Consider the following 25,665-nt stretch of genomic DNA (forward strand, 5'->3'; position numbering starts at 1 on the left):
ATTGCTTTTTTGAGAGGAGTACTTAAACGAATGGAAGATGTAAAAAAAGTATTTACAACTGAAATTGCTGGTCAAACATTTAATGTGGAAATTGGTGAATTGGCTAAGCAAGCAAACGGTGCTTGTATGGTGCAATATGGTGATACATCCGTATTAGCAACAGCTACAGCATCTAATGAGCCAAAAGACTTACCATTTTTCCCGCTAACTGTTAATTACGAAGAGCGTTTATACGCAGTCGGGAAAATTCCTGGAGGCTTTATTAAAAGAGAAGGAAAACCTAGTGAAAAGGCTGTATTAACTTCTCGACTTATTGATAGACCGATTCGCCCACTATTTCCAGACGGTTTTAGAAATGAAGTGCAAGTAATTAGTACGGTAATGAGTGTTGATCAAAACCATCCATCTGAAATAGCAGCTTTAATTGGTTCATCTATTGCATTGAGTGTTTCCGATATTCCTTTTGGCGGTCCTATCGCTGGAGTGATTATCGGGAGAGTTGATGGTGAGTTTGTGATTAACCCAACACTAGAACAGCAGGAGAAAAGCGATATCGACTTAACTGTTGCTGGTACAAAAGATGCTATAAATATGGTAGAAGCAGGCGCGAATGAAGTACCAGAAGAAATTATGCTAGAAGCTATTATGTTTGGTCACAAAGAAATCAAACGTTTGGTGGCATTTCAGGAACAAATCATCGCTGAAGTTTCAAAAGAAAAAATGGATGTAGAATTGTTTGAATTAGACCAAACGATAGCAAACGAAGTAGAACAAAGAGCAAAACAAGAAATAGTTCAAGCCATTCAAGTTCAAGAAAAACATGCTCGTGAAGAAGCCATTGAGAAAGTGAAGAAACAAGTCCTACTAGAATATGAAGAAAAAGAAGTTGAAGAAGATGTGTTTAAACATGTTGAGACAGTACTAGATCAGTTTGTAAAAGAAGAAGTTCGACGCTTAATTACGAAAGAAAAAGTTCGTCCGGACGGGAGAAAAATTGATGAAATTCGTCCGTTATCCTCTCGTATTGGCGTTTTACCTCGAACACACGGATCTGGGTTATTTACACGTGGACAAACGCAAGCATTGAGTGTTTGTACATTAGGTCCATTAGGAGATGTTCAAATACTAGATGGATTAGATGCAGAGGAGTCTAAACGATTTATGCATCATTATAATTTCCCTTCCTTTAGTGTTGGCGAAACCGGACCAATTCGTGGCCCTGGACGCCGTGAAATTGGACATGGTGCTCTTGGAGAACGAGCATTAGAAGTTGTTATCCCAGATGAGAAAGAGTTTCCTTATACAGTTCGCCTCGTTTCAGAAGTGTTAGAATCAAACGGTTCAACGTCGCAAGCTAGTATCTGTGCAAGTACGCTAGCAATGATGGACGCAGGTGTACCTATTAAAGCACCGGTAGCAGGGATTGCTATGGGGCTTGTGAAATCTGGTGATGATTATACCATTCTTACAGATATCCAAGGCATGGAGGATTTCTTAGGAGATATGGACTTTAAAGTTGCGGGTACGGAAAAAGGGGTAACGGCACTTCAAATGGATATTAAGATTGAAGGGTTATCCAAAGAAATATTAGAAGAAGCTTTACAACAAGCGAAAAAAGGCCGTATGCACATCTTATCACACATGCAAGAAACCATTAAAGAACCAAAGCATCAATTATCTGATTACGCGCCAAAAATTCTAACAATGGAAATTAATCCTGATAAGATTCGAGATGTGATTGGGCCAAGCGGTAAACAAATAAATCAGATTATTGAAGAGACTGGTGTTAAAATCGATATCGAACAAGATGGACATGTATTTATTTCCTCTACTAATAGTGACATGAACCAGAAAGCCAAACAATTAATTGAAGATATTGTTAGAGAAGTAGAGGCAGGCCAAATGTACTTAGGTAAAGTAAAACGAATTGAGAAATTTGGTGCATTTGTAGAACTATTTAAAGGTAAAGAAGGACTTGTTCATATTTCTGAACTTGCAGAAGAACGCATAGGAAAGGTAGAAGATGTTGTTTCTGTTGGTGATCAAATTATGGTCAAAGTAAAAGAAATTGATCGCCAGGGAAGAATAAACCTTTCGCGTAAAGCAGCACTAGCAGATGAAAAAAAGAATAACTAAATGGAGAAGAAGCTGGAAGTCCAGTTTCTTTTTTCATATCTAACAGGAATCATTGTTTGTAGGGGGAAACAAAGTGTTACATCGTAAACAAAGCAAAAATGGATTACGTATGGTATTAGAGGAGATGACATCTGTTCGATCCGTAACAATCGGTATATGGATTGAAGCCGGGTCAAGATATGAGTCTCCACAATTAAATGGTATATCCCACTTAATTGAGCATATGTTATTTAAAGGAACAGAAAATCGCAATGCTCAAGAAATTGCAGAGGCATTTGATGCTATAGGTGGAGAAGTAAATGCATTCACCTCAAAAGAATATACTTGTGTATATGCAAAAGTATTAGATACACATAAGGAAATGGCTATTCAAGTATTAGCGGACATGCTTCACGGATCTTTATTTGATCCACATGAATTAGAACGAGAGAAAAAAGTGGTATTAGAGGAAATTAATATGACAGAAGACATGCCTGATGATATTATCCATGATCTATTAAGTGAAGCAGTATATGTTGATCATCCACTTGCTTATCCTATTTTAGGAAGTAAAGAAAATGTATCTAGTTTTACAAGAGAAGATCTGCTAGCATATAAAAAACGCTATTACACGCCTGAAAACATGGTTGTATCAGTAGCTGGTAATGCAGACAAATCTTTTTTAGACAAAGTAGAAGGATATATTGACATTAATACCAATAAAGGAGCCTTACCTCAGCTGCAAACTCCGAACTTTCATGTTAATCAGATACGAAAAACAAAACAAGTAGAGCAAGCGCATGTCTGTCTAGGATATGAAGGTATTCCGGTTACTCATCGTGACATGTATCATCTATTAGTTCTGAATAATGTGCTAGGCGGAAGTATGAGTTCACGGCTTTTTCAAGAAGTAAGAGAAAAACTTGGGATGGCATACGCTATCTTTTCTTATCATCAAGCGTTTATGGATTCAGGATTATTGACCATTTATGCAGGTACTGCTCATCAACAGTTAGACCTTGTTTGTGAAAAAATGGATCAAATTATTCAGAAACTACATTCGGAAGGTATTCACGAAAAGGAATTGGAAAATGGCAGAGAACAGCTTAAAGGGATATTAATGTTAAGCTTGGAAAGTACAAATAGCAAAATGAGTCGAAACGCACGAAATGAGTTATTATTAAATCGCCATCCATCCCTTGATGAGACCATGAATGAAATTGATCAAGTTAACCAAAAGAAAATGAATGAGTTAATCGATCGATTTAGGCAAGGCAAGTCTGCGTCAGCTATTATTACATCTAAATAAACATATGCTGGGAGGTATTCTGATGCGTTTCCATGACCTTAGTAGTAAGGAATTAATTGATTTGACCACAGGTTCAAGATTAGGAGTTCTTGGTCAAACAGATATAGAAATTGACGAAAAAACAGGCAATATTTTATCTTTTACGATTCCTCAATACGGATTTTTAGGCCTGCGCAAGACAGATGCTTACTCAAGGATTGATTGGAAAGAGATAAAAAAGATTGGAGACGACATGATTATTGTAGAAACTGAGAAGCTATAAAGAAAAAGAGTATAAATGTCCCTCGAAACGAAGCATAACAAGCTTCGTTTTTATTTTACTGCAAGAGTACTTTTCATAGCATTCTTGTATTGTTTACTACACAGTAGAACAAAACTGCGACATAAGCCTTAAAAAAGCTCTGAATACCGCTCCAGAAATATACTTCGCTTTCCGGGGGCACGGCTTCAGATTCCTCGGTATTTTTCTTCCGCTGGTGAGTAGTAAGAATATGTTTTTTTTCTCACTTAAAACGAGCACTAATCCAAGCTGCGAAAAAATGCGAGACTCCTGTGGGAAAGGAACAGTCTGAAGACCCCGCAGGAAGCGTCCTTTGCTTCCGAGGAGGCTGAAGCGTTCCCCACGGAAAGCGAGTGTTTTTCCGCAGCGTCGATTAAGCACTCTTCTTTAAACGAGGGGGAGGAAAATATTTATAAGTTACTGCGCAGTTTATGGATATTGTGCAATGAGATTTATTCTAAAAGGCAATTACCTTTTAGAAAAAGCCTCATAAGCAATGTGTGAGGGCTTAAATTATTAAAAATTTGAGGACTTGGCGACTAGCCAAGTTCTTCTAATTTTGGTGATTATAGCTGACGTGATGATTGGGGGAACCTTTTCTTCACTTATGTATGTTAAATACATATAATGTAGTAAAGATGGACCAAATTCGGTTGATCAAGTAAATAGATAATGAGTGGTGAGGTGACATCATGCAAAAAGAAAAAAGGGTCGCCATTATTGGTGGGGACGCTCGATATTTGCCCTTAATTCATACATTAAATAAGACAAATGAAATAAATTTAGAGTTAATAGGGTTTGATCAAGTTGAACAGAGTTATACAGGTGTAAAGCAATCAACATTGGAAGAATTGAAACCTGAACAATTAGATGCTGTTATTTTACCTATTACTGGAATTGATGACAAAGGTTATGCAGAAGCTGTTTTTTCTAAACAGGAGCTGCAATTAACGAAGGACTGGTTTAAGCGTTTGCCAAGCCACTGTCTAGTATTTACTGGAATTGCAAATCAAACATTATTAGATTCAGTTAAAATAAAGGGAAATAAGTTGATTAAGCTCATGGAACGAAATGATGTAGCTATTTATAACTCTATACCTACAGCAGAAGGTGCCATTATGTTAGCGATTCAGCATACCGATATTACAATCCATCAATCAGAAGTTTTTGTATATGGATTTGGAAGAGTAGGGAAAACAACGGCAAGTGCATTTAAGGGATTAGGGGCTAAGGTAACGGTTGTTTCTAAGGATGAAACAGATATAGCAAGAGCCTTTGAGCAAGGTTATACAGTTTGTCATTTATCAGAAAGTATAAAACTGATTGAGAACTGTCATGTATTAGTCAACACGATTCCAGCAAAGGTGATTAACAAACCGATACTGGAAAAAATGAAAAGTGATGCCATTGTGATTGATTTAGCATCAAAGCCGGGTGGTACCGACTTTGATTTTGCCAAGGCAAGAGGAATCCATGCTATTCATGCATTAGGTTTGCCAGGATTGGTAGCACCAAAGACAGCAGGTGAAATATTAGCGTTTCAAATCCAAAAATTTATTTTCTCTTCATAGACGAGTAACAATCATCTGGGCTAGGCATATAATGGGCATTAGATTGATGGTGAGATAATGTTTAGCCTTTCATATAATTATTCGTACATGAGGAGGACGCAAAATGGATTTATCCGGTAAGAAAATAGGATTTGGATTAACTGGGTCCCACTGTACCTATGAAGCTGTTTTTCCGCAGATAGAAAAGCTCATCCATTTAGGAGCAGAAGTAGTTCCAGTAGTTTCGTACACGTTTAAAACGACAGATAGTAAATTTGGGAAAGCAAAAGACCATATGGAACGAGTTCGAAAGCTTACTGGCAGAGAACCTATTTCGACAATTGTAGATGCTGAGCCTCTTGGGCCAAAAGAGCCATTAGATTGTATGGTATTAGCTCCTTTAACTGGAAATTCAATGAGCAGGCTTGCAAATGCTATAACCGATTCTGCCGTTTTAATGGCAACTAAAGCAACCATGAGGAATGGCAATCCAGTTGTTATAGGAGTATCGACAAATGATGCACTAGGTTTGAATGGTGTTAATTTAATGCGTTTAATGGCAACAAAGCTAATCTATTTTGTTCCATATGGTCAAGATGATCCATATAAAAAGCCTAATTCACTTGTTTCGGATATGACATTAATCCCTGAAACTGTAGATAAAGCATTAGAATTTCAACAAATTCAGCCAGTTATTATTGCAAGAAATTCGTAAATATGATGAAATAATTAAAGTATTTACTGTATTATGTTAAACTATTAGAGATGACTAAAATATTTATTGTAGTAAATGGAAGGAGTAAAAATTATGACAACAGTGAAAGAATACAACGTAGCAGTAGTAGGTGCTACAGGTGCAGTAGGCGAAAAAATGTTAGAAACGCTTGATAGTAAAAACTTTCCAATCAAAGAATTACATCTATTGTCTTCTAAAAGATCAGCAGGAAAAGAACTAACGTTTAAAGGTGAAACATATGTAGTAAAAGAAGCTACTCCTGAAAGTTTTGAAGGAATTGATATAGCACTATTTTCTGCTGGTGGTTCTGTTTCGAAAAAATTAGCACCTGAAGCGGTGAAAAAAGGAGCAGTTGTTGTTGACAATACAAGTGCATACCGAATGGATCCGGAAGTGCCTCTAGTTGTACCGGAAGTAAATGAATCAGATATTAAAGAACATAATGGTATTATTGCTAATCCAAACTGTTCAACAATCCAAATGGCAGCAGCGTTAAAACCAATTCAAAACCAGTTTGGTCTATCCAAAGTGATTGTATCCACTTATCAAGCTGTTTCTGGAGCTGGAGCAAGTGCAGTTGATGAACTTCAATCGCAGTCAAAGGCCTTTTTAGAAGGTGAAGAGCTTAAACCTGAAATCCTGCCAGTAAGTGGCGAGGAAAAGCATTATCCGATTGCTTTTAATGCATTACCGCAAATCGACGTGTTCCAAGATAATGGCTATTCATTTGAAGAAATGAAAATGATTAATGAGACCAAAAAAATCTTACATGATGGTGAATTAAGTGTAGCTGCAACATGTGTTCGATTACCGTTCTTTACATCACATGCGGAAAGTGTTTATGTTGAAATAGATCAAGATAACATTAGCGTAGACCAACTTCAATCAGCTATTAGTGAATTTGATGGTATTGTCTTAGAGGATGATCCCGCAAATCAAGTATATCCAACACCATTATCTGCAGCTGGTAAAGCTGATGTATTTGTAGGTAGAGTACGTAAAGACTTAGACAATGATAAAGGATTCCATTTATGGGTAGTGTCTGATAACTTATTAAAAGGAGCTGCGTGGAATTCTGTGCAAATCGCAGAATCTTTAATTAAAAATAACTGGCTCTAAAAAATAGAGGTGGAACCATGGATATTTTGGTTCAAAAATTTGGTGGTACATCTGTTAGAGATGAAGATTCACGTCAGTATGCAATTAAGCATGTAAAAGATGCGATTCAAAATAATTATAAAGTTGTTGTGGTTGTTTCAGCTATGGGAAGGTTTCCAGATCCTTATGCAACTGATTCTTTATTAGGATTAGTAGGTGATCAAAGAACAAAGCTTCTTGATAAAGAGCAAGATTTATTACTTTCCTGCGGAGAAACTATTTCATCTGTTGTTTTTTCTAATGAATTAAAACAGGAAGGGATATCTTCTATAGCGATAACTGGCGCTGAGGCTGGAATTATTACGACCGACCATTTTACAAAAGCACAAATTAAACGAATACAAGTACAGCATATTCAAGCATTATTGCAAGAAAAACAGGTAGTAGTAGTAGCAGGTTTTCAAGGAAAAACGGAACAAAATGAAGTGACAACTATTGGCAGGGGTGGCAGTGATACCTCTGCCACAGCCTTAGGAGTGGCCTTGCAGGCGGATTATGTGGACATTTTTACAGATGTAAATGGGATTATGACAGCAGATCCTCGAATGGTTACGTCCGCAAGGAAAATAGAAAAAGTATCTTATACGGATATTTGTAACTTAGCATATCAAGGAGCGAAAGTGATCCATCCTCGAGCAGTTGAAATTGCGATGCAAGCAAACATTCCTATTCGAGTTCGTTCTACTAGAATGAACGATGATGGAACTTTAATTACCTCCATTAATACTTCTAGTGGTCAAGATCATATATATGATCAATTTGTAACGGGTATTGCTTATGTCACAGATTTAACTCAAATAAAAATTGAAGAAGAAAAAGAGCCGCAAGAACTTCATGTGAAAGTTTTTCGTGCAATGGCGGAAGCTGGCATTTCCGTTGATTTCATTAACATTTCTCCAAACGGTGTGATATATACGATTTTTAATAAATTTGAAGAATTAGCATTGGAAGTTTTAGAGAGGTTACAATTAAAACCAACGCTTATACGAAATTGCGCTAAAATTTCCCTAGTTGGAGCAGGTATGTCAGGTCTTCCTGGGGTTACCTCTAAAATTGTTCATACGTTAACGAACAATAATATACCGATATTACAATCGGCTGATAGCCATAGAACCATATGGGTATTAATCAATAATAAAAATTTAAAGAACGCTATTAATGAACTTCATCTAGCTTTTCAGCTAGAAAAAGTATAGAGTTGTTTTCACTCACTTAGGAGATAAATGTATGTGTAACGTTTAGGTGTTGGAATGGAAAGGAGATGGTGCCAATATGGACTTCGGAAGACTATTGACAGCAATGGTCACACCATTCAATAGCAATAATCAATTAGACTTAGATCAAACAACCGAATTGGTGGAATATTTACTGAAAAATGGCACGGACGGTCTTATTGTAGCTGGCACGACTGGTGAGTCACCGACATTAAGTCATCAGGAAAAGCTTAGCCTTTTTGAACATGTTGTTAAAGTTGTCAACGGTCGGGTGCCCATTATAGCTGGGACCGGTGGAAATAATACGGAGGCATCCATTCAACTAACTAAAGAAGCTGAAAAATTGGGAGTAGATGCAAGCTTATTAGTGACTCCTTATTATAATAAGCCTAACCAGGAAGGCTTATATCAACATTTCTCATCTATTGCTAAGCAAACAAGTTTACCAATCATGTTATATAATATTCCTTCACGAACAGTAGTTAGGCTGAATGTAGAGACAACAGTTGCTTTATCACAATTACCGAATGTGGTATCTGTAAAAGATTCTACTGGTGATTTAGATGCTATTGCATCTCTTTTAGAGCAAGTAGATGACCATTTTACGGTATATAGTGGCGATGACAGCTTAACTCTTCCGATTCAATCTATAGGAGGTTCTGGAGTTGTTTCCGTATCTTCTCATATAATTGGAAGTGAAATGAAGGAAATGTTGAACTTATTTGAAAATGGAAATATTAAAGAAGCAGCAAAGCTACATCGTCGTTTGTTACCAATAATGAAAGCATTATTTATGGCACCGTCACCCTCACCTGTTAAATCTGCTTTAAAATATAAAGGAATTGATACGGGATCTGTCCGTTTACCATTAGTACCTTTGTCTCCATTTGAAGAACAAAATCTTTTCCGTGTAATGGAAGATTATCAGTAAGTGGCTATATCATATAGCCACTTTTTTCATTTTGCTTTGCATGAAATCAGTCTCCTGGTTCATACTAGGAAGAGATTATTAGGAAAGGGGACCTGAATTTCATGGATAAACACCGGAATGATACGAAGGAAAAAGACTCTCAGCCGTCCTCCTTAGTAGAAAAAATTCAACAGTTAGGTCAGTCCAACATTCCAAACAATCCAGATTCCAATATTCATGTATTATCTATTATTGGACAAGTAGAAGGGCATGTTCAATTACCACCGCAAAATAAAACAACGAAATATGAACATCTTATTCCACAAATCGTTGCAATAGAACAAAATCCAAAAATTGAGGGTTTAGTTGTCATATTAAATACAGTCGGTGGTGATGTTGAGGCAGGATTAGCTTTATCTGAAATGATTGCTTCATTGTCCAAACCTACTGTTTCTGTAGTTCTTGGAGGAGGTCATTCCATAGGAGTGCCTATTGCTGTTTCAACAGATTATTCCTTTATTGCACCTTCAGCTACTATGACGATACATCCTATTCGGCTAACAGGTTTAGTTATTGGTGTACCGCAAACATTTGAATACATTGATAAAATGCAAGAACGTGTTCTTAACTTTGTAACAGAACATTCCAATATTGAAGAAGAAAAACTGAAAGAATTAATGTTCGAAAAAGGAAATTTAACTAGGGACATTGGTACAAATGTAGTTGGAGAAGATGCTGTCAAGTATGGGTTAATTAATGAGGTTGGTGGTATTAGCGGGGCAATGGCCAGATTAAATAAATTTATCGAACAATCTAAAGGAACGGAGGATTTTGTTCAATGATTTTATATACACCCCTCAGTTACGAAGATATTCATCAGCCAAGTACAGATGAATATCAAAAGTATCAATTAATTTCCTTGCAGCAAAAACAATGTATAGTGGAAAAAGTTTCTGGAGACAAAGCGAGAATTGTGCAATTGCTTTCGACCAATCCTAATGACTTTCTGAATCAACAATTGTCTCCTGGGAGTGTTATTTCTATAAGCGATGAACAGAATGACCAAAATTTGTCTGGAGAATATTCATAAATCGTATTTGACTATGGTATAATGAAGTTAATGCCTTGAAAATGAAATGAACCCTTGCCTTAAAATTCAGGCAAGGGTTGATTTAACTTTTTATCATGGTGAACAATCGTACGTAAGACCCCAAGACTTAGATAAATGAAAAAAGGATAAGTGAGGGATAACGAACGATAGCACCCTGGTAAGTTTCGTTAACCATCAGTGGGGGATAAAGAACCTCACTAATATCTATGAAGCTATTAAACTAGGAGTGAGAAAATGGCTCGTAAAAAGAAATCCAAAAAGAAAAAACAGACTTTGAAAAAAAATATAAAAATCGAGTTATACGGCATACTATTTGTGTTTTTAGCTATATTCGGAAGCGGCGCATCCATGATTAATGAAGGTGCTGTGTCCTCCTTACTTGAATATGCTTTTCGATTTTTTCTAGGATTTTGGTTTTTTATTGTTTCTTTAATCCTTCTATATGTAGGTATTTATTTAATGATAAAGAGAAATTGGCCAAACCTTTTGTCTAGACGTTGGGTAAGTGCTTACCTAATTGTAAGTGGTATATTACTCCTTACACATTATGATATTTTTACATCCATGTATGGAACGTCTAATAATTATCCATCTATTGTCAGGGAAACTTTGAATTTTTATACTGATTTTGTAAAAGGAGAACGTGATGCTAGTTTTCTAGGTGGTGGAATGGTTGGTGCTATATTATATGCGATTTCCTTTTATTTATTCTCCCATATTGGTGCACAAATTGTCGCTTTTTTCATCATAGGAATTGGATTGATGACGTTAATGAATATATCTATTGGTGATATTTTATCCAATTTATGGACTAAAGTGAAAAAAAGATTTTTTGCTCGTTATAAACAATGGAAAGAAAATAAACAGATCAAAAAACAGACAAAGCAAGAAGAAGAAGCGCTATCGGAAGAGAAAGAAGTTACGATTGAATTAAACAATGGAGCCGAAGCAGATTATCCTTCGATTGCTTATGCATCAAATGAAATGGAGTACACGGAGGAGGCGAAAAGTGAATCGCCTCCGGAACATAAAGAGACGCCAAAGGTAGACACAGAAGAAGATACATATGGTGAATCGGATCAAGAATCCAGTGAATCATTACCTACTACGGTTTATGAAAATATAGACTATCAACTCCCAAGAATGGATATGTTAGAAGTACCAAAAATGCAAGGTAAACAACAAGAAAAGTCTTATATACAACGTGTTGTGCGTAAATTAGAAAAAACATTCCAAAGTTTTGGAGTCAAAGCGCGTGTGACAAAAGTTCATGTTGGGCCGTCTGTTACAAAATATGAAGTTTATCCTGAAGCTGGTGTGAAAGTAAGTAAAATTGTTAATTTACACGATGATTTAGCGTTAGCTTTAGCTGCTAAGGATATTCGAATTGAAGCACCAATTCCAGGAAAATCAGCAGTTGGGATAGAAGTACCTAATGAAGAAACTGCTATGGTTACGTTGCGGGAAGTTTTAGAATCAAAACAATCAAATCCTGGGAATAAATTATCTTTCGCTCTGGGGAAAGATATATCAGGCGACCCTGTTATTGCAGAGTTAAATAAAATGCCTCACTTACTTGTTGCAGGTGCAACAGGTAGTGGTAAAAGTGTTTGTATTAACGGTATTATTACAAGTATTTTAATGCGAGCAAAGCCACATGAAGTTAAAATGATGATGATTGATCCGAAAAAAGTAGAACTTAATGTATATAATGGGATTCCTCATCTATTAACACCAGTAGTTACAGATCCAAAAAAAGCGGCGAGGGCACTAAAAAAAGTTGTAGCAGAGATGGAAAGAAGATACGATTTATTTTCCGAAACAGGAACAAGAAATATTGAAGGATATAATGATTTTATCGTGAAACATAACCAGGATGAAGAAGACGAGCAGCCCCAATTACCTTACGTTGTAGTGATTGTAGATGAACTCGCAGATTTAATGATGGTAGCTTCTAATGAGGTGGAAGATGCGATTACACGACTAGCACAAATGGCTCGAGCTGCAGGTATTCATTTGATCATTGCTACACAACGTCCATCTGTTGATGTTATTACTGGTGTGATTAAAGCCAATATTCCATCTCGAATAGCATTTAGTGTTTCATCACAGACCGATTCTCGTACCATATTAGATTCTGGCGGTGCAGAGAAGCTGCTAGGCCGTGGTGATATGCTATTTATTCCAGTTGGATTATCTAAGCCAGTGCGTATACAAGGTGCGTTTTTGTCTGATGATGAGGTGGAAGGTGTAGTGGATCATTGTATCGAGCAACAAAAAGCTCAGTATCAAGATGAAATGATTCCTGAAGAAGAGTCCGAGGTTGTTGAAGAAGTCGATGATGATTTATATGATGAAGCCGTACAGCTTATACTAGAAATGCAAAGTGCTAGTGTATCTATGTTGCAACGCCGATTTCGAATTGGTTACACACGAGCTGCAAGGTTAATCGATGCAATGGAATCAAGAGGTATAGTCGGTCCATATGAAGGTTCCAAGCCGCGAACGGTCTTACAAAGTAAATCAGATGAGAATGCAACAGTTCACAGCAGTAGTTCATCCTAGTCAGCTAATCTACTTTGAAATCAAAGTTCTTCTTTATTAATGACCGTAAAAGTGTTATATTTGTTTGTAATAGTAAAAAAATCATTAGATATAGATTGGTTGGGGGAAGCTATGATATCTAATATAAATAATCATGCTACAATTACGGCAGTCGATCATCTTAAATCATTAATAGAAGAAGGGTATTACAAAGAGAAAGAAAAATTACCCACCGATTATGAGCTAGCCAAAGATTTTGGTGTGACTCGACAAGAAATAAAAGAAGCGATCGATTTATTAGAAGAAGAGAATATTTTGGTTCGAAGACCAGGTGTTGGAGTATTTGTCCATACTAAGCCTATTCTTTCATCTGGAATCGAACAGCTTGGCAGTGTGACCGAAATGATTGAACGATCAGGTAAAAAGCCAGGGGCTCAATATATTTCGGCTGAAATTACAAAGCCGACAGACGATGACAGAAAAAGATTTTCACCACTTAAAATTGATGATTTTGCACAATTAGAACGAGTGAGGACGGCAGATGGTGAACCAGTAGTTTATTGCATTGATAAATTTGATCAACGTTTATTACCATTAGATATAATTCACACCCAGTCCTCCATTTTCAATGCGTTGAAAACTTATGCGAATAAACATATTGACTATGGTGTTGCCTACATTGAACCAATAGGTTATCATGAAAAAATTTCGCCTATTTTAAACTGTGAACCAGATCAAGCTCTATTACTTTTAAAACAAATGCACTATACGAAAGATAATGAGCCTGTGTTATACTCTGCTAACTTTTTTCGAGCAGATGTTTTTAGCTTCTATGTATTAAGAAAACGACTTTAAAAAGATCTGGTGTTTCACCAGATCTTTTACTTAAGCATAAAATTTCAATTTATTTGATAAAATAATGATAAATGTTAAAAAAGGAGATTTGGCATGGAGCATATTACACGTGAAGATGGATATCATTTACATTTGTTACATACAAAGAAATTTAAAACGTTGCATATTTGTTTGAAGTTTGTGGCACCACTTGAGCGCAATTCGATTACAAAGCGAGCCTTGATTCCTTACATTTTACAGCAAGGAACAGCTGAATATCCAAATGCAATAGAACTGCGACAACAATTAGACCTTTTATATGGTGCAGTACTACATATTGATGGGAGTAAAAAAGGTGAGCACCATATCACGACTGTTCGATTAGAAATTGCTAATGAACAATATATTGCCAACCAATCTCATATTATTGATGATGCAGTTCAGTTATTAAAGGAAATTATTTATCATCCAAAAGTAGAGAATGGTGCATTTGATTCGAATGTTGTTGAAAGAGAAAAGCAAACGCTATTACAAAAAATTAGAGCATTAAAAGAAGATAAAATAAGTTTAGCCAATACAAGGTTGATTGAAGAGATGTGCGAAGGTGAGCCATACCATTTAAGAGTCCATGGTTATGAAGAAGATTTGGCGGATTTGAGTGCGGGAGAATTATATAATTACTATCAGCAAATGCTCGCAGAAGACCAACTAGATGTTTATGTTGTTGGAGATATAGAAAACATGAATATGAAAAACAAAATAGCTCAATTGATTTCAAAGGAAAGGCAATCTTCCATAGTGAAAACGGACCCAACCGTACCAGAGCGTCCGTCCGATACAATTGTTGAAAAAGACCAAGTGCAACAAGCAAAACTTCATTTTGGTTATCGTACAGGGATTACTTATGATGACCCAAATTATGCTGCATTACACGTTTTTAATGGAATTTTTGGTGGCTTTCCTAGCTCTAAACTTTTTACCAATGTGAGGGAAAAGCATAGTTTAGCGTACTATGCAGCTTCCAGGTTAGAAAGTCATAAAGGTTTATTATTTGTTTTTAGTGGTATTGCACCAGATCAATATGATCGTGCAAGAGATATTATTTTAGAGCAGATGGAGCAAATGCGAAAAGGAGAATTCAGCGAGGACGATATTGCGGAAACAAAAGAAATGGCAATTAATCAGTTGAAAGAAACACTTGATAACCCGCAAGGAATGATTGAGCTTCATTATCAAAAAGTGATAGGCCAGTCTGATAAAAATGTAGAACAGTTAATAAAAGAAATTCAACAGGTGACGAAGCAACATATCATCCAAGTAGCGGAAGCCATACAACTTGATAAGGTATATCTACTAACGAGCGAGGAGGCTGAATAATATGGAAGAGAAGCATTATGAACAAATAAAAGAAACAGTCTATTCCGATACATTAGAAAATGGCTTGCAAGTCTATATATTACCCAAACAAGATATGGCAAAATCATATGCTATTTTCACAACGAATTATGGGTCTATAGATCAATCGTTTGTACCAATTAATAAAGAGGAAGTCGTTACTGTTCCAGATGGGATTGCACACTTCTTAGAGCATAAATTATTTGAAAAAGAGGACCGTGATGTTTTCCAAGACTTCTCTAAAGCAGGAGCTTCAGCAAACGCATTTACATCTTTTACAAAAACAGCATATTTATTTTCAGCTACTTCTCGCATTAAAGATAATTTGATGACACTTTTAGATTTTGTACAGGATCCTTATTTTTCAGATCAATCCGTTGAAAAAGAAAAGGGAATAATTGCTCAAGAAATTCGAATGTATGATGACCAACCAGATTGGAGAGCTTTTTTTGGTACAATTAAGAGCCTTTATCATCATCATCCTGTTCAAATTGATATAGCAGGTACGGTAGATTCTATTAATAAAATTACAAAAGAAGATTTATATACGTGCTATCACACTTTTTACCATCCATCAAACATGGTTCTTTTTGTTGCAGGAAATGTTGATCCGCAGGAGACCATGCAGTGGATCAAAGATAACCAGCTAAAAAAGAGTTTTGAACCAGCTAATGCCATCAAGCGAGAATTTCCAGATGAACCAAACGATGTAGCCCAAACAAAGGTAGATATTAATATGCCAGTTAGTGTACCGAAAGCATTGGTTGGTATAAAAGAGCCCCAAATACCTGATGCGCCTGAGGAATTTGTAAAAAAAGAATGGATGCTCGATATCACACTGGATTACCTTTTTTCTAAAAGTGGTGTGGGATATGAACGATTATATCGTGAAGGTCTGATTGATCAATCGTTTGGTTATGAAGCACACTTGGAACGTAATTTTGGGTTTACAATTATTGGCGGTAATTCGCAAGAGCCTGAGAAATTAGCAGAAGTTTTGAAAGATGAATTAATGAATTTAAAGCAACATCAATTTGATCAAGATACATTTGAGAGAATTAAACGTAAAAAGTTAGGTCAAACGATTCGTTCGCTGAACTCACTCGAATTTATTGCTAGTCAATATAGTCATTACCAACTATTGGGTATAGATTTTTTTGAAAGCATTCATTCATTGGAGCTGTTAAGTTACGAAGAGTTGGATTCCTTCTTACGTACATGGATCGATGAAAATCATATATCTACATGTTTTGTGAAATCGGAGTAAGCCGATCAAATGTCCCGGAAAAGCTTAATCATTGGAGCAAGTGGAGATATTGGGTTTGCCATTTCAAAAAAACTTGGATGGATGGGTAACCAACTGATACTACATTATAATAAAAACAAACAAATGATTCGATCACTAGAAGAGGAGTTACCCAATGAGCAAATCATTCATGTGGTACAAGGGGATTTAACTTATAAAGAAGGACTTCAATCTTTCCTTGAGAAGTTACCCCATGATGTGGATCACGTTATTTTTGCTAGTGGAATAACCCATTTTGGATTATTTCAAGAAATGACGGATCAAGATATGGATGAAATGTTGTCTTTACATGTCAAATCGCCATGGAAAATCACACAAAAACTTTTGCCAAATATGATACGAAAAAAATATGGCAAAATTATTCTGATCACTTCGATTTGGGGAGATATCGGTGCCAGTTGCGAGGTTGCGTACTCCACAGTTAAAGGTGGCCAGAATACCTTTGTTCAAGCGCTAGCAAAAGAACTTGGTCCAAGTGGTATTATGGTGAATGGTGTTAGTCCAGGTTTTATTGAAACGAAAATGAATCAACATTTAAGTGAGGAAGAACAACAAATGATTATAGAGGAGATTCCCATGCAGCGAAAGGGAAAACCGGAAGAAGTAGCAAATGCCGTTGGCTTTTTATTAAGCGATCAATCCAGCTATATTAACGGAGAGATTATTCGAATAAACGGTGCTTGGTAATCGTTAAGAAGTAGAAACTCCTTTTGTCGTGCATATTTTTCACTCATATTCAAATGATATAAATGTATGCTGACAAAGGAGGAATGAAAATGTCTGTTATTGACAATTTTGAGTCATGGAAAGATTTCTTAGGTGATCGTTTGCATGATGCCCAAAATAACGGAATAAGTAACAAAGCGATTTCTGAACTTGCCTATGATATTGGGAATTATTTGTCTACAGAGGTGCAGGCAAAAAACGATCAAGAACAAATGCTGCGTGATTTATGGAATGCAGCAGATGAAAACGAACAGCATGCTATTGCCAACATTATGGTGAAGCTTGTACAAAATGAAGGAACAAAGTAAAATAAACAGCTAAATAAGATCCATACCCTATAAACACCATTAGTGTTTATAGGGTTTTTTAGCGCGTAGGAAAGTATAAAATTTTAACATAGATAGGCTTTCGCCATTAGGACTTAGCGATAAGCCAAGTTTTTCTTTATCAAAGGGACTTTTGAATTATTATCTTTATTTCCCATTTTTCTATTATTAAATCTCTTTTCATCTAAGATATTTTAAGATATGATAAATATAAGATAAATTGGGCTCATAAAATAAATTATAATTAATGATTATATTGCGTTTTACATATATGACATTTTGATATTAAGATTAATGGATGGTGTTATGAATGGGAATTGGAGAAAGGCTAAAAACTGAACGGGAAGAACAAAATATGTCCTTAGAAGAAATCCAAAGGCATACAAAGATACAAAAGCGTTATTTATATGCCATTGAAACAGAAAACTTTGATATTATGCCTGGTTCTTTTTATGTACGGGCATTTATTAAGGAATATGCAAATGCTGTTGGTTTAAATGCGGATGATTTGATGGAAGAATATCAAGCCGATTTACCGTTAGAACCAGAAGAAAAAGTAATGCCTTCTCGTGTGAATAGTAGTCGAAAAAATAAAGCATCACTGAAGACACCAGCTATATTTTCATTTTTACCAACCATTATTGTTATTTTGTTGATTACTGGTATCGTGCTTGTTGTTTGGCTATTTAAACAGGGAGGATTAAGCGATACTGAAACGGATCCAGCAAATAATGTAGTGGAGGAAGAGGAAGGCTCGACAGATGAGGTTGAATTACCGCCAACTGAAGAAGAAACGAATTCAAGTAATAGTGAAGGTAATCAAAATGGCACGGATGATGGACAGCAAGGAATGGTGGACAGCAATGAAGTTACCAATGAAGGTCCTGAAGAAAATATGGAAATACAATTAGATCGTTATGAAAATAATCAATCATATTACACTGTGGAAAATGCTCCAGAGACCATTCCATTAAGTGTGAGTTCAGAAAACAAAAATTGGTTGGAGATTGAGAACAGTGATGGTGAGAGATTGCATTACGCTAACCTTACAGCTGATCAGAGTCCTTTTGAAGTAGAACTAACAGAAGCAGAACAATTATATTTTCGTTTTGCAGAGCCACAAAACCTTACTATTTACTTGAACGATCAACTTATTGAATTATCAGAAGAGGTAGAACCAAACACTACACAAGAAGTATGGATAAAAATGAACCAATCATAGTATTGGTCTTTCTTTTTACATTGGAAAGGGAGTTGCAATAATGAACGCACCAAATAAGATTACTTTGTCCAGAATTATGCTTATCCCCTTGTTTATTATATTATTGTCTTACCCTTTTCATTGGGGAGATATAGAATTACTAGGCCAATCGCTGCCTTATGCTCATTTTATTGCGGTAATTATTTTTGCAATTGCTTCGGCAACCGATTGGTTAGATGGTTATTATGCAAGAAAATATAATTTAGTGACAAATCTAGGGAAATTTTTAGATCCGATGGCAGACAAACTGCTTGTGTCTGCTGCATTTATTTTGCTTGTAACACTAGATATGGTTCCTGCTTGGGTAGTTATTATAATTATTAGTAGAGAATTCGCTGTAACCGGTTTGCGATTAGTGGCAGCAGGTGAGGGTATTGTTTTAGCTGCAGGGCAAATGGGTAAATTAAAAACTGTTTTGCAAATTTTGGCGATCATTATCCTTTTGTTACATAACATTCCATTTCATGTTGCCAATATTCCTGTCGATACAATTTTATTGTATTCCGCTTTACTTGTAACCGTCCTATCTGGTGTAGAGTATTTCGTGAAAAATTGGCATGTAATGGAGGATTCGAAATGAAACATACCATCCGTTCAGAAATTATCTCCGTAGGCACGGAGTTATTACTAGGACAAATCGTCAATTCTAATGCTGCTTGGATGTCAGAAAAACTGGCAAACAAAGGGATTTCCGTTTTCTATCATACGGCAGTTGGTGATAACTTATCACGATTAGAAAATATTTTTGAGCAAGCATCTAAAAGGTCGGACATTATTTTTGTAACAGGTGGATTGGGGCCTACAGAGGATGACTTAACGAGAGAAGCGTTTCGATCCTTTTCTGGCTTAGAAATAACAGAGGATACTGGAACTATAGCTAAAATTCAACAATTATTCGAACGCATGAACAAGACAATGACACCTAATAATCGGAAACAAGCAGTAGTATTCGAAGGTTCCACTGTTTACCAAAATTCAGTGGGAATAGCGCCAGGAATTTTGGTAGAGCATCAAGGCTGTTATTGGGTGTTTATGCCAGGTGTTCCAAATGAAATGAAGGCTATTATGCAGGAGTCTATACTTCCATTTTTTGAAGATAAATATCAATTAAATCAAGTGATTGAGTCTAGAATGCTCCGATTTATTGGAATTGGGGAATCACAGTTAGAGCATGAGATTAAAGATCTTATAGCTAAACAGACTAATCCGACCATTGCCCCGTTAGCAACCGAAGGAGAAGTTGCTTTAAGAATAACTGCGATGGCTGACTCAAAAGAATTAGCAAATAAGTGGATTGATGAGACTGAAAAAAAGATTAGTCGAAAAGTAGGCTCTTTTATATACGGTTATGATGAGGAATCTATTGAAGACCGTGTGTTTCAGCTGCTACAGAAAGCCAAACTAACGATTTCAAGCGCAGAAAGTCTGACAGGAGGTGCTTTTTCATCTAGGGTTGTTGAGAGAAATGGCTCATCAGATATCCTGCAAGGAAGTGCTGTTGTTTATCAACCATCCATGAAAGTTAAGGTATTGGGTATCTCCAAAAAAATACTTGATCAATATGGCACCGTAAGTGAAGAATGTGCTGAAGCAATGTCTAATGGGGTTAAAACCTTGTATCATTCGGATATAGGCATTAGCTTTACAGGTGTAGCTGGTCCTAGTAAAACAGAAGGTAAAGAAGTAGGCACTGTTTATATTTCCATCTGTGATGGAAAAAATCAAGTCATAACAAAGAAGTTTCATTTTCATGGTGATCGTCTGGCAATCCGTAATCGTACAGTGAAAAAAGGTTTCGAGTTATTATATCAATTGCTAAGAAAAGATAAATAATCTAAAATGATGCATTTTTAACCCGTTTATGGTTTGAAAATGCATTTTTCTTTATGAGAAAATATATTTTTGCTGATTGAAAATTTGGAAATGGAGGGAACGTTTATTCGTTTTTTTCTTGTAGATATAGAAAAAACATTGTAAGATAGTATTAGTATGTTAAAGGAGGAATAAAATTGAGTGATAGAAAACAAGCATTAGATATGGCTTTAAAACAAATTGAAAAACAATTTGGTAAAGGCTCTATTATGAAACTAGGTGAACAAGCAGAACAAAAGGTAGCTACTGTATCAAGTGGCTCGATTGCAGTAGATACAGCTCTTGGTGTTGGTGGATATCCAAGAGGAAGAGTCGTTGAAATATATGGACCAGAATCTTCTGGTAAAACAACTGTTTCTTTGCATGCAATTGCAGAAGCGCAAAGGGCTGGGGGACAAGCTGCATTTATTGACGCTGAACATGGTATGACTTGTTGCTAGACAAGTAAAGTGGAAACACTTTATGAAAACTAGCGGATCGGTTTCTTTGCCGTTCTAACTACATTCCTGAATTGGCTGGGGAAGTTCCAGCCCTGTAACAAAGTTGGGTTACAAGCCATAATCCCCCGACGTGCGGTAATAGGACACCCTTATTACGGTGCGAAGTTCGGAGAGGACGGCGAAAAGCAGACCTGAGAAGCGGTTAGTGAAGTAGTCGGTGGTCCAAAAGGTTGCTAAGACTAATGGATGCAAAAAGCATTAGAGTGAATCCACGGAAGTACAACTCGTAAAGCGTGGCGGAGACGAATAAAGGAAGTGCCGCACCTCAATAGGAGAGGTTCAACCTTGGATAAAGTATTCGTGTTTACTTTATCTGAATTACACCTGTAACGGTGTCTTGTCCTGAGCTATCCAACTGTTTGCGAAAGGATGGTTGACGGGTTAGAGTGGGAGTCTAAGGCAACTGCTATAAAGGATAAGGAATGTGGTACAAGTGAACCTCGCTAGAGATTGACAAGGATGGTGTCATCCCATAATCTCTAAAAGGTAGGAAATGACCTTTGAAAGCGAGGGGCAGCAGCCCGTATTAGCTAAAATGAGTAGCCGTTAGTCACTATACACAGCAATGTGTAAAGGAGGATAAAACTACTCTATGCGAAGGGGCATAGTCGGTTTTGTTGCATAATAGAATGTGTTGATTGCTCTTATACATACTTTATCACGGTGAACAATCGTCCGTAAGACCCGCACTTAGAATAATGAAAAAAGTCTAAGTGGAGGGTAACGGACGCTAGCACCCTGATAAGTTTCGCTAACCATCATTAGAGATGAAGAACCTCCCCAATGATGGAAGTTTCTCTTTATGTTTTCTATTGTGCGGCCGATGGAACGCCGTGTGCGAGGAAACTTGCACGCACGGTGTGAAGTGGGGGAAAACAGCTCCTAACTGGTAATGCAGAGGATGACTGTTACCTATCACTATCATTAGACCCAGTCTATGCAAGAAAATTAGGTGTTGATGTGGATGAATTGCTTCTATCTCAGCCAGATACAGGTGAACAGGCGCTTGAAATTGCTGAAGCACTTGTAAGAAGTGGTGCAGTAGATATGCTAGTTATTGACTCTGTTGCAGCACTAGTACCAAAGGCAGAAATAGAAGGCGAAATGGGCGATTCCCATGTAGGTTTACAAGCTCGACTTATGTCTCAAGCCTTAAGGAAATTGTCTGGTGCGATTAATAAATCCAAAACAACTGCTATTTTTATTAACCAAATCCGTGAAAAAGTTGGAGTTATGTTTGGAAACCCTGAGACAACACCTGGCGGTAGAGCATTAAAGTTTTATTCTTCTGTTCGTTTAGAAGTTCGCCGAGCGGAAACGTTGAAGGTCGGTAATGATATGGTTGGTAATAAAACACGTATCAAAATCGTGAAGAATAAGGTAGCCCCACCGTTTAAGCAAGCAGAAGTAGACATCATGTATGGTGAAGGTATTTCAAAAGAAGGGGAATTGCTTGATATTGGATCTAACTTAGACATTGTTACAAAAAGCGGTGCCTGGTATTCATATAATGATGAAAGGTTAGGGCAAGGAAGGGAAAACGCGAAGCAGTTCCTAAAAGAAAATGAAGATGTTGCACATGAAATTCATCAGGCCATTCGAGCATATTACGGTTTGGATGAAGAAGATGGAACCGAAGAAAGTGAAGATCAACAAGAAGCATTAGATATAAAATAAAAATGAGAGAGCTCCTGTTTGAAAGAATACAGGAGCTCTTTTATCACGGTGAACAATTGTCCGTAAGACCCCTCTCTCATTATATCGATTTTTACAATCCTTGACATACGTGCTTTGGAGGATTAAAATTAAACTGTATAATTTTCCTTCTATTATACATTACCATTAATTAGAGTATTATGTTTTACATGCCGACTTAAAAAAGTTGCACAAGTTTATAGCAAGAGGAGGTGAAACTATGGAATTCATTTTAAACATTGTCATCTCCATTTTGCTTACATTTGTCGGTATTGTTGTTGGTTATCTGATTCGCAAGAAAATTGCTGAAAAAGAAATTTCCAGTGCAGAGGAATTAGCTAAACAAATTGTGGAAGAGGGCCATAGAAATGCAGAAGTGGCTAAAAAAGAAGCATTATTAGAAGCGAAAGATGAGAACCATAAAATTCGTCAAGAAGCAGAACAGGAACTTCGTGAGCGACGATTAGAGATTCAAAAGCTTGAAACTCGTCTCATGCAAAAGGAAGAGAATCTAAATCGTAAAGACGAAACTTTAGACAAACGTGAGCTATCGTTAGAGAAGAAAGAAGGTTCGCTTACAGACAAACAACAACAAATTGAGGAAATGGAAAGCAAAGTTGGAGCAATGTTAAGCGAGCAACAGGCAGAATTAGAACGGATATCAGGATATACTACCGAGCAGGCAAAACAAATTATTTTGCAACGTGTGGAGGAAGAAGTAACACATGATACAGCACTCATTATAAAGGAAGCTGAAAACCGTGCAAAGGAAGAAGCTGACAAAAAAGCAAAAAATATTTTGTCATTAGCTCTACAGCGTTGTGCTGCAGATCATGTGGCTGAAACGACTGTGTCCGTTGTTAATCTTCCAAACGATGAGATGAAAGGTCGAATCATAGGTCGAGAGGGTCGAAATATTCGTACATTAGAAACGTTAACAGGAATTGATCTGATTATTGATGATACACCGGAAGCTGTCATATTATCAGGATTTGATCCGATTAGGCGAGAAATAGCTAGAATTGCGTTAGAAAAGCTTGTACAAGATGGTCGTATTCACCCTGCTAGAATTGAAGAAATGGTGGATAAGTCCAGACGTGAAGTAGATGAATATATACGCGATTATGGAGAGCAGACAACCTTTGAAGTAGGTGTTCATGGCCTTCATCCAGATTTAGTGAAAATCTTAGGTCGATTAAAATATCGGACAAGTTATGGACAAAATGTGTTAAATCACTCTATGGAAGTAGCCTATTTATCCGGACTATTAGCTGCTGAGCTTGGAGAAGATCAGACACTTGCTAAAAGAGCAGGGCTACTACACGATATTGGAAAAGCAATTGACCATGAGGTAGAAGGTAGCCATGTGGAAATTGGGAAAGAATTAGCAAGTAAATATAAAGAAAATGATGTCGTTGTCAATGCAATTGCTTCCCACCATGGAGATGAGGAAGCAACATCAGTTATTGCAGTTATTGTAGCTGCTGCAGATGCATTATCTGCAGCTAGACCAGGCGCAAGAAGTGAAACACTTGAAAATTATATTAAACGATTAGAGAAATTAGAAGAGATTTCTGAATCCTTTACAGGTGTTGAAAAATCCTTTGCTATTCAAGCAGGTAGAGAAATTCGAATTATTGTAAAGCCTGATGAGATTGATGATGCTGAAGCTACAAAAATTGCGAGAGATATTCGAAAACAAATTGAGGATGAACTAGATTACCCAGGTCATATTAAAGTGACTGTCATTAGAGAGACTCGATCAGTTGAATATGCAAAATAAAGTGGCCATTTATGGTCGCTTTATTTTTTTTGCCTCTAAAAGTATAAAAAGACTCTATAAAGCAAATCATCAGTCATAGGAATTTGCAAGGTTTCTGTGATATGCAAGGACTGACTGTCTTTTCTAGTTCACTGCACCATTTGACATAGAATCCATTTTACCGATGGCTATTTTGACTTTTTGTTACGATTATGCAAAACTAGGATTACTATAAAAGAAAGGTAGAAGGACATGAAGATTTTATTTATTGGAGATATCGTTGGTTCACCAGGACGTGACATGGTACAAACTTATTTATCGAAACTTAAGAAAAAATATCAACCGCATGTAACGATTATAAATGGAGAAAACGCTGCGGCTGGTAAAGGCATAACGGAAAAAATTTATAAAAATTTATTAGACTGGGGAGCCCAAGCAATTACAATGGGAAACCATACTTGGGACAAAAAGGAAATTTTTCATTTTATTGATGATGCTACTTACATAGTTCGACCTGGGAATTTACCTCCTGATACACCTGGAAATGAAATCATCTATGTGAAATCAAATGGAAAAGAAATAGCAGTATTGAATCTATTAGGACGCACCTTTATGCAGCCTGTTGATGATCCATTCAGAAAAGTAGATCAACTTATACAAGAAGCTAAAAAGCGTACTAACATCATTTTTGTCGATTTCCATGCAGAAGCAACTAGTGAAAAACAGGCGTTTGGCTGGTACCTGGATGGGAAAGTAAGTGCTGTGGTAGGTACTCATACACATGTTCAAACAGCAGATAATCGAATTTTACCAAAAGGAACATCTTATATTAGTGATGTTGGCATGACAGGACCATATGATGGCATTCTTGGAATGGAGAGAGAATCCGTTATCAAAAAGTTTTTAACAGGGTTACCGGTACGATTTGAGGTTCCTAAACAAGGAAGGACACAGCTTAGTGGCGTGTTAATAGATATTGATCCAGCAAATGGAATGTCAAAATCAATCGAAAAAATTCAAATAAATGATGATCACCCATTTTTTTCATAAAAATGATAAAC

At 36.6% G+C, this 25,665-nt stretch carries 21 protein-coding genes and 2 pseudogenes; all 23 read left to right on the top strand.

Annotated features, from left to right (window positions below; all coding sequences use genetic code 11):
• Positions 1–30 precede the first annotated feature (30 nt).
• Entirely contained in the window at positions 31–2,136 is a 2,106-nt protein-coding gene (gene pnp / locus GHD00_RS04155) for a polyribonucleotide nucleotidyltransferase (RefSeq protein ID WP_163536842.1), read from the top strand.
• 73 nt (positions 2,137–2,209) lie between these two features.
• Positions 2,210–3,424: a M16 family metallopeptidase gene (locus GHD00_RS04160; RefSeq protein WP_240468585.1), complete on the top strand. Its 1,215-nt coding sequence runs from the start codon at positions 2,210–2,212 to the stop codon at positions 3,422–3,424.
• A 22-nt stretch (positions 3,425–3,446) separates the two neighbouring features.
• Positions 3,447–3,686, top strand: a complete 240-nt coding sequence (locus GHD00_RS04165; protein WP_205600701.1) for a YlmC/YmxH family sporulation protein — start codon at positions 3,447–3,449, stop codon at positions 3,684–3,686.
• Positions 3,687–4,396: 710 nt separating this feature from the next.
• On the top strand, positions 4,397–5,275 hold the full coding sequence (gene dpaA, locus GHD00_RS04170; protein WP_163536843.1) for a dipicolinic acid synthetase subunit A: 879 nt from the start codon (positions 4,397–4,399) through the stop codon (positions 5,273–5,275).
• A gap of 103 nt (positions 5,276–5,378) precedes the next feature.
• Complete coding sequence (locus GHD00_RS04175; protein WP_163536844.1) at positions 5,379–5,969, top strand: dipicolinate synthase subunit B; 591 nt, start codon at positions 5,379–5,381, stop codon at positions 5,967–5,969.
• Positions 5,970–6,062: 93 nt separating this feature from the next.
• Positions 6,063–7,109 carry an aspartate-semialdehyde dehydrogenase gene (locus GHD00_RS04180; RefSeq protein ID WP_163536845.1) on the top strand — a complete coding sequence of 349 codons (1,047 nt, stop codon included), beginning with the start codon at positions 6,063–6,065 and terminating at the stop codon, positions 7,107–7,109.
• A gap of 17 nt (positions 7,110–7,126) precedes the next feature.
• The gene (gene dapG, locus GHD00_RS04185; protein WP_163536846.1) at positions 7,127–8,344 is read left to right on the top strand and encodes an aspartate kinase; all 1,218 of its coding nucleotides are present in this window, start codon (positions 7,127–7,129) and stop codon (positions 8,342–8,344) included.
• Between the two features lie 76 nt (positions 8,345–8,420).
• The gene (gene dapA / locus GHD00_RS04190; protein WP_163536932.1) at positions 8,421–9,293 is read left to right on the top strand and encodes a 4-hydroxy-tetrahydrodipicolinate synthase; all 873 of its coding nucleotides are present in this window, start codon (positions 8,421–8,423) and stop codon (positions 9,291–9,293) included.
• A 101-nt stretch (positions 9,294–9,394) separates the two neighbouring features.
• The gene (locus GHD00_RS04195) at positions 9,395–10,114 is read left to right on the top strand and encodes a ClpP family protease (protein ID WP_163536847.1); all 720 of its coding nucleotides are present in this window, start codon (positions 9,395–9,397) and stop codon (positions 10,112–10,114) included.
• A complete protein-coding gene (locus tag GHD00_RS04200; protein WP_163536848.1) occupies positions 10,111–10,362 on the top strand; it encodes a YlzJ-like family protein in 252 nt (83 codons plus the stop codon). Before GHD00_RS04195 ends, GHD00_RS04200 begins: the two co-directional genes overlap by 4 nt.
• Before the next feature lie 255 nt (positions 10,363–10,617).
• Positions 10,618–12,948 (top strand): DNA translocase FtsK, encoded by a 2,331-nt coding sequence (locus GHD00_RS04205; RefSeq protein WP_163536849.1) that lies wholly within the window; start codon positions 10,618–10,620, stop codon positions 12,946–12,948.
• 111 nt (positions 12,949–13,059) lie between these two features.
• Positions 13,060–13,782, top strand: a complete 723-nt coding sequence (locus GHD00_RS04210) for a GntR family transcriptional regulator (RefSeq protein WP_163536850.1) — start codon at positions 13,060–13,062, stop codon at positions 13,780–13,782.
• A 93-nt stretch (positions 13,783–13,875) separates the two neighbouring features.
• The gene (gene yfmF / locus GHD00_RS04215) at positions 13,876–15,138 is read left to right on the top strand and encodes an EF-P 5-aminopentanol modification-associated protein YfmF (protein WP_163536851.1); all 1,263 of its coding nucleotides are present in this window, start codon (positions 13,876–13,878) and stop codon (positions 15,136–15,138) included.
• A gap of 1 nt (position 15,139) precedes the next feature.
• A complete protein-coding gene (yfmH, locus tag GHD00_RS04220) occupies positions 15,140–16,423 on the top strand; it encodes an EF-P 5-aminopentanol modification-associated protein YfmH (RefSeq protein ID WP_163536852.1) in 1,284 nt (427 codons plus the stop codon).
• Positions 16,424–16,432: 9 nt separating this feature from the next.
• A complete protein-coding gene (gene ymfI / locus GHD00_RS04225; RefSeq protein ID WP_163536853.1) occupies positions 16,433–17,149 on the top strand; it encodes an elongation factor P 5-aminopentanone reductase in 717 nt (238 codons plus the stop codon).
• 89 nt (positions 17,150–17,238) lie between these two features.
• Entirely contained in the window at positions 17,239–17,496 is a 258-nt protein-coding gene (locus GHD00_RS04230; RefSeq protein WP_163536854.1) for a DUF3243 domain-containing protein, read from the top strand.
• Between the two features lie 328 nt (positions 17,497–17,824).
• Positions 17,825–18,736: a helix-turn-helix domain-containing protein gene (locus GHD00_RS04235; RefSeq protein ID WP_163536855.1), complete on the top strand. Its 912-nt coding sequence runs from the start codon at positions 17,825–17,827 to the stop codon at positions 18,734–18,736.
• 40 nt (positions 18,737–18,776) lie between these two features.
• Positions 18,777–19,355, top strand: a complete 579-nt coding sequence (pgsA, locus tag GHD00_RS04240) for a CDP-diacylglycerol--glycerol-3-phosphate 3-phosphatidyltransferase (RefSeq protein WP_163536856.1) — start codon at positions 18,777–18,779, stop codon at positions 19,353–19,355.
• On the top strand, positions 19,352–20,608 hold the full coding sequence (locus GHD00_RS04245; protein WP_163536857.1) for a competence/damage-inducible protein A: 1,257 nt from the start codon (positions 19,352–19,354) through the stop codon (positions 20,606–20,608). Before pgsA ends, GHD00_RS04245 begins: the two co-directional genes overlap by 4 nt.
• A 176-nt stretch (positions 20,609–20,784) precedes the next feature.
• Positions 20,785–21,075: pseudogene (locus tag GHD00_RS04250) on the top strand (recombinase RecA); the annotation flags it as partial.
• Positions 21,076–22,068: 993 nt separating this feature from the next.
• Positions 22,069–22,824, top strand: a pseudogene (recA, locus tag GHD00_RS04255) (recombinase RecA); the annotation flags it as partial.
• Between the two features lie 238 nt (positions 22,825–23,062).
• Positions 23,063–24,625, top strand: coding sequence for a ribonuclease Y (gene rny, locus GHD00_RS04260; protein WP_163536859.1), 1,563 nt, complete (start codon positions 23,063–23,065; stop codon positions 24,623–24,625).
• Between the two features lie 231 nt (positions 24,626–24,856).
• Entirely contained in the window at positions 24,857–25,654 is a 798-nt protein-coding gene (locus GHD00_RS04265; RefSeq protein WP_163536860.1) for a TIGR00282 family metallophosphoesterase, read from the top strand.
• Positions 25,655–25,665: the final 11 nt, after the last annotated feature.

This window comes from Gracilibacillus sp. YIM 98692 (genome assembly GCF_010993965.1).
GTDB lineage: Bacteria > Bacillota > Bacilli > Bacillales > Amphibacillaceae > Gracilibacillus.

What these genes read in the sequence shown, in the direction of transcription:
- pnp (WP_163536842.1), top strand. Translation starts at nt 31, where the DNA reads ATGGAAGATGTAAAAAAAGTATTTACAACTGAAATTGCTGGTCAAACA.
- GHD00_RS04165 (WP_205600701.1), top strand. Translation starts at nt 3,447, where the DNA reads ATGCGTTTCCATGACCTTAGTAGTAAGGAATTAATTGATTTGACCACA.
- dpaA (WP_163536843.1), top strand. Translation starts at nt 4,397, where the DNA reads ATGCAAAAAGAAAAAAGGGTCGCCATTATTGGTGGGGACGCTCGATAT.
- GHD00_RS04175 (WP_163536844.1), top strand. Translation starts at nt 5,379, where the DNA reads ATGGATTTATCCGGTAAGAAAATAGGATTTGGATTAACTGGGTCCCAC.
- GHD00_RS04180 (WP_163536845.1), top strand. Translation starts at nt 6,063, where the DNA reads ATGACAACAGTGAAAGAATACAACGTAGCAGTAGTAGGTGCTACAGGT.
- dapG (WP_163536846.1), top strand. Translation starts at nt 7,127, where the DNA reads ATGGATATTTTGGTTCAAAAATTTGGTGGTACATCTGTTAGAGATGAA.
- dapA (WP_163536932.1), top strand. Translation starts at nt 8,421, where the DNA reads ATGGACTTCGGAAGACTATTGACAGCAATGGTCACACCATTCAATAGC.
- GHD00_RS04195 (WP_163536847.1), top strand. Translation starts at nt 9,395, where the DNA reads ATGGATAAACACCGGAATGATACGAAGGAAAAAGACTCTCAGCCGTCC.
- GHD00_RS04200 (WP_163536848.1), top strand. Translation starts at nt 10,111, where the DNA reads ATGATTTTATATACACCCCTCAGTTACGAAGATATTCATCAGCCAAGT.
- GHD00_RS04205 (WP_163536849.1), top strand. Translation starts at nt 10,618, where the DNA reads ATGGCTCGTAAAAAGAAATCCAAAAAGAAAAAACAGACTTTGAAAAAA.
- GHD00_RS04210 (WP_163536850.1), top strand. Translation starts at nt 13,060, where the DNA reads ATGATATCTAATATAAATAATCATGCTACAATTACGGCAGTCGATCAT.
- yfmF (WP_163536851.1), top strand. Translation starts at nt 13,876, where the DNA reads ATGGAGCATATTACACGTGAAGATGGATATCATTTACATTTGTTACAT.
- yfmH (WP_163536852.1), top strand. Translation starts at nt 15,140, where the DNA reads ATGGAAGAGAAGCATTATGAACAAATAAAAGAAACAGTCTATTCCGAT.
- ymfI (WP_163536853.1), top strand. Translation starts at nt 16,433, where the DNA reads ATGTCCCGGAAAAGCTTAATCATTGGAGCAAGTGGAGATATTGGGTTT.
- GHD00_RS04230 (WP_163536854.1), top strand. Translation starts at nt 17,239, where the DNA reads ATGTCTGTTATTGACAATTTTGAGTCATGGAAAGATTTCTTAGGTGAT.
- GHD00_RS04235 (WP_163536855.1), top strand. Translation starts at nt 17,825, where the DNA reads ATGGGAATTGGAGAAAGGCTAAAAACTGAACGGGAAGAACAAAATATG.
- pgsA (WP_163536856.1), top strand. Translation starts at nt 18,777, where the DNA reads ATGAACGCACCAAATAAGATTACTTTGTCCAGAATTATGCTTATCCCC.
- GHD00_RS04245 (WP_163536857.1), top strand. Translation starts at nt 19,352, where the DNA reads ATGAAACATACCATCCGTTCAGAAATTATCTCCGTAGGCACGGAGTTA.
- rny (WP_163536859.1), top strand. Translation starts at nt 23,063, where the DNA reads ATGGAATTCATTTTAAACATTGTCATCTCCATTTTGCTTACATTTGTC.
- GHD00_RS04265 (WP_163536860.1), top strand. Translation starts at nt 24,857, where the DNA reads ATGAAGATTTTATTTATTGGAGATATCGTTGGTTCACCAGGACGTGAC.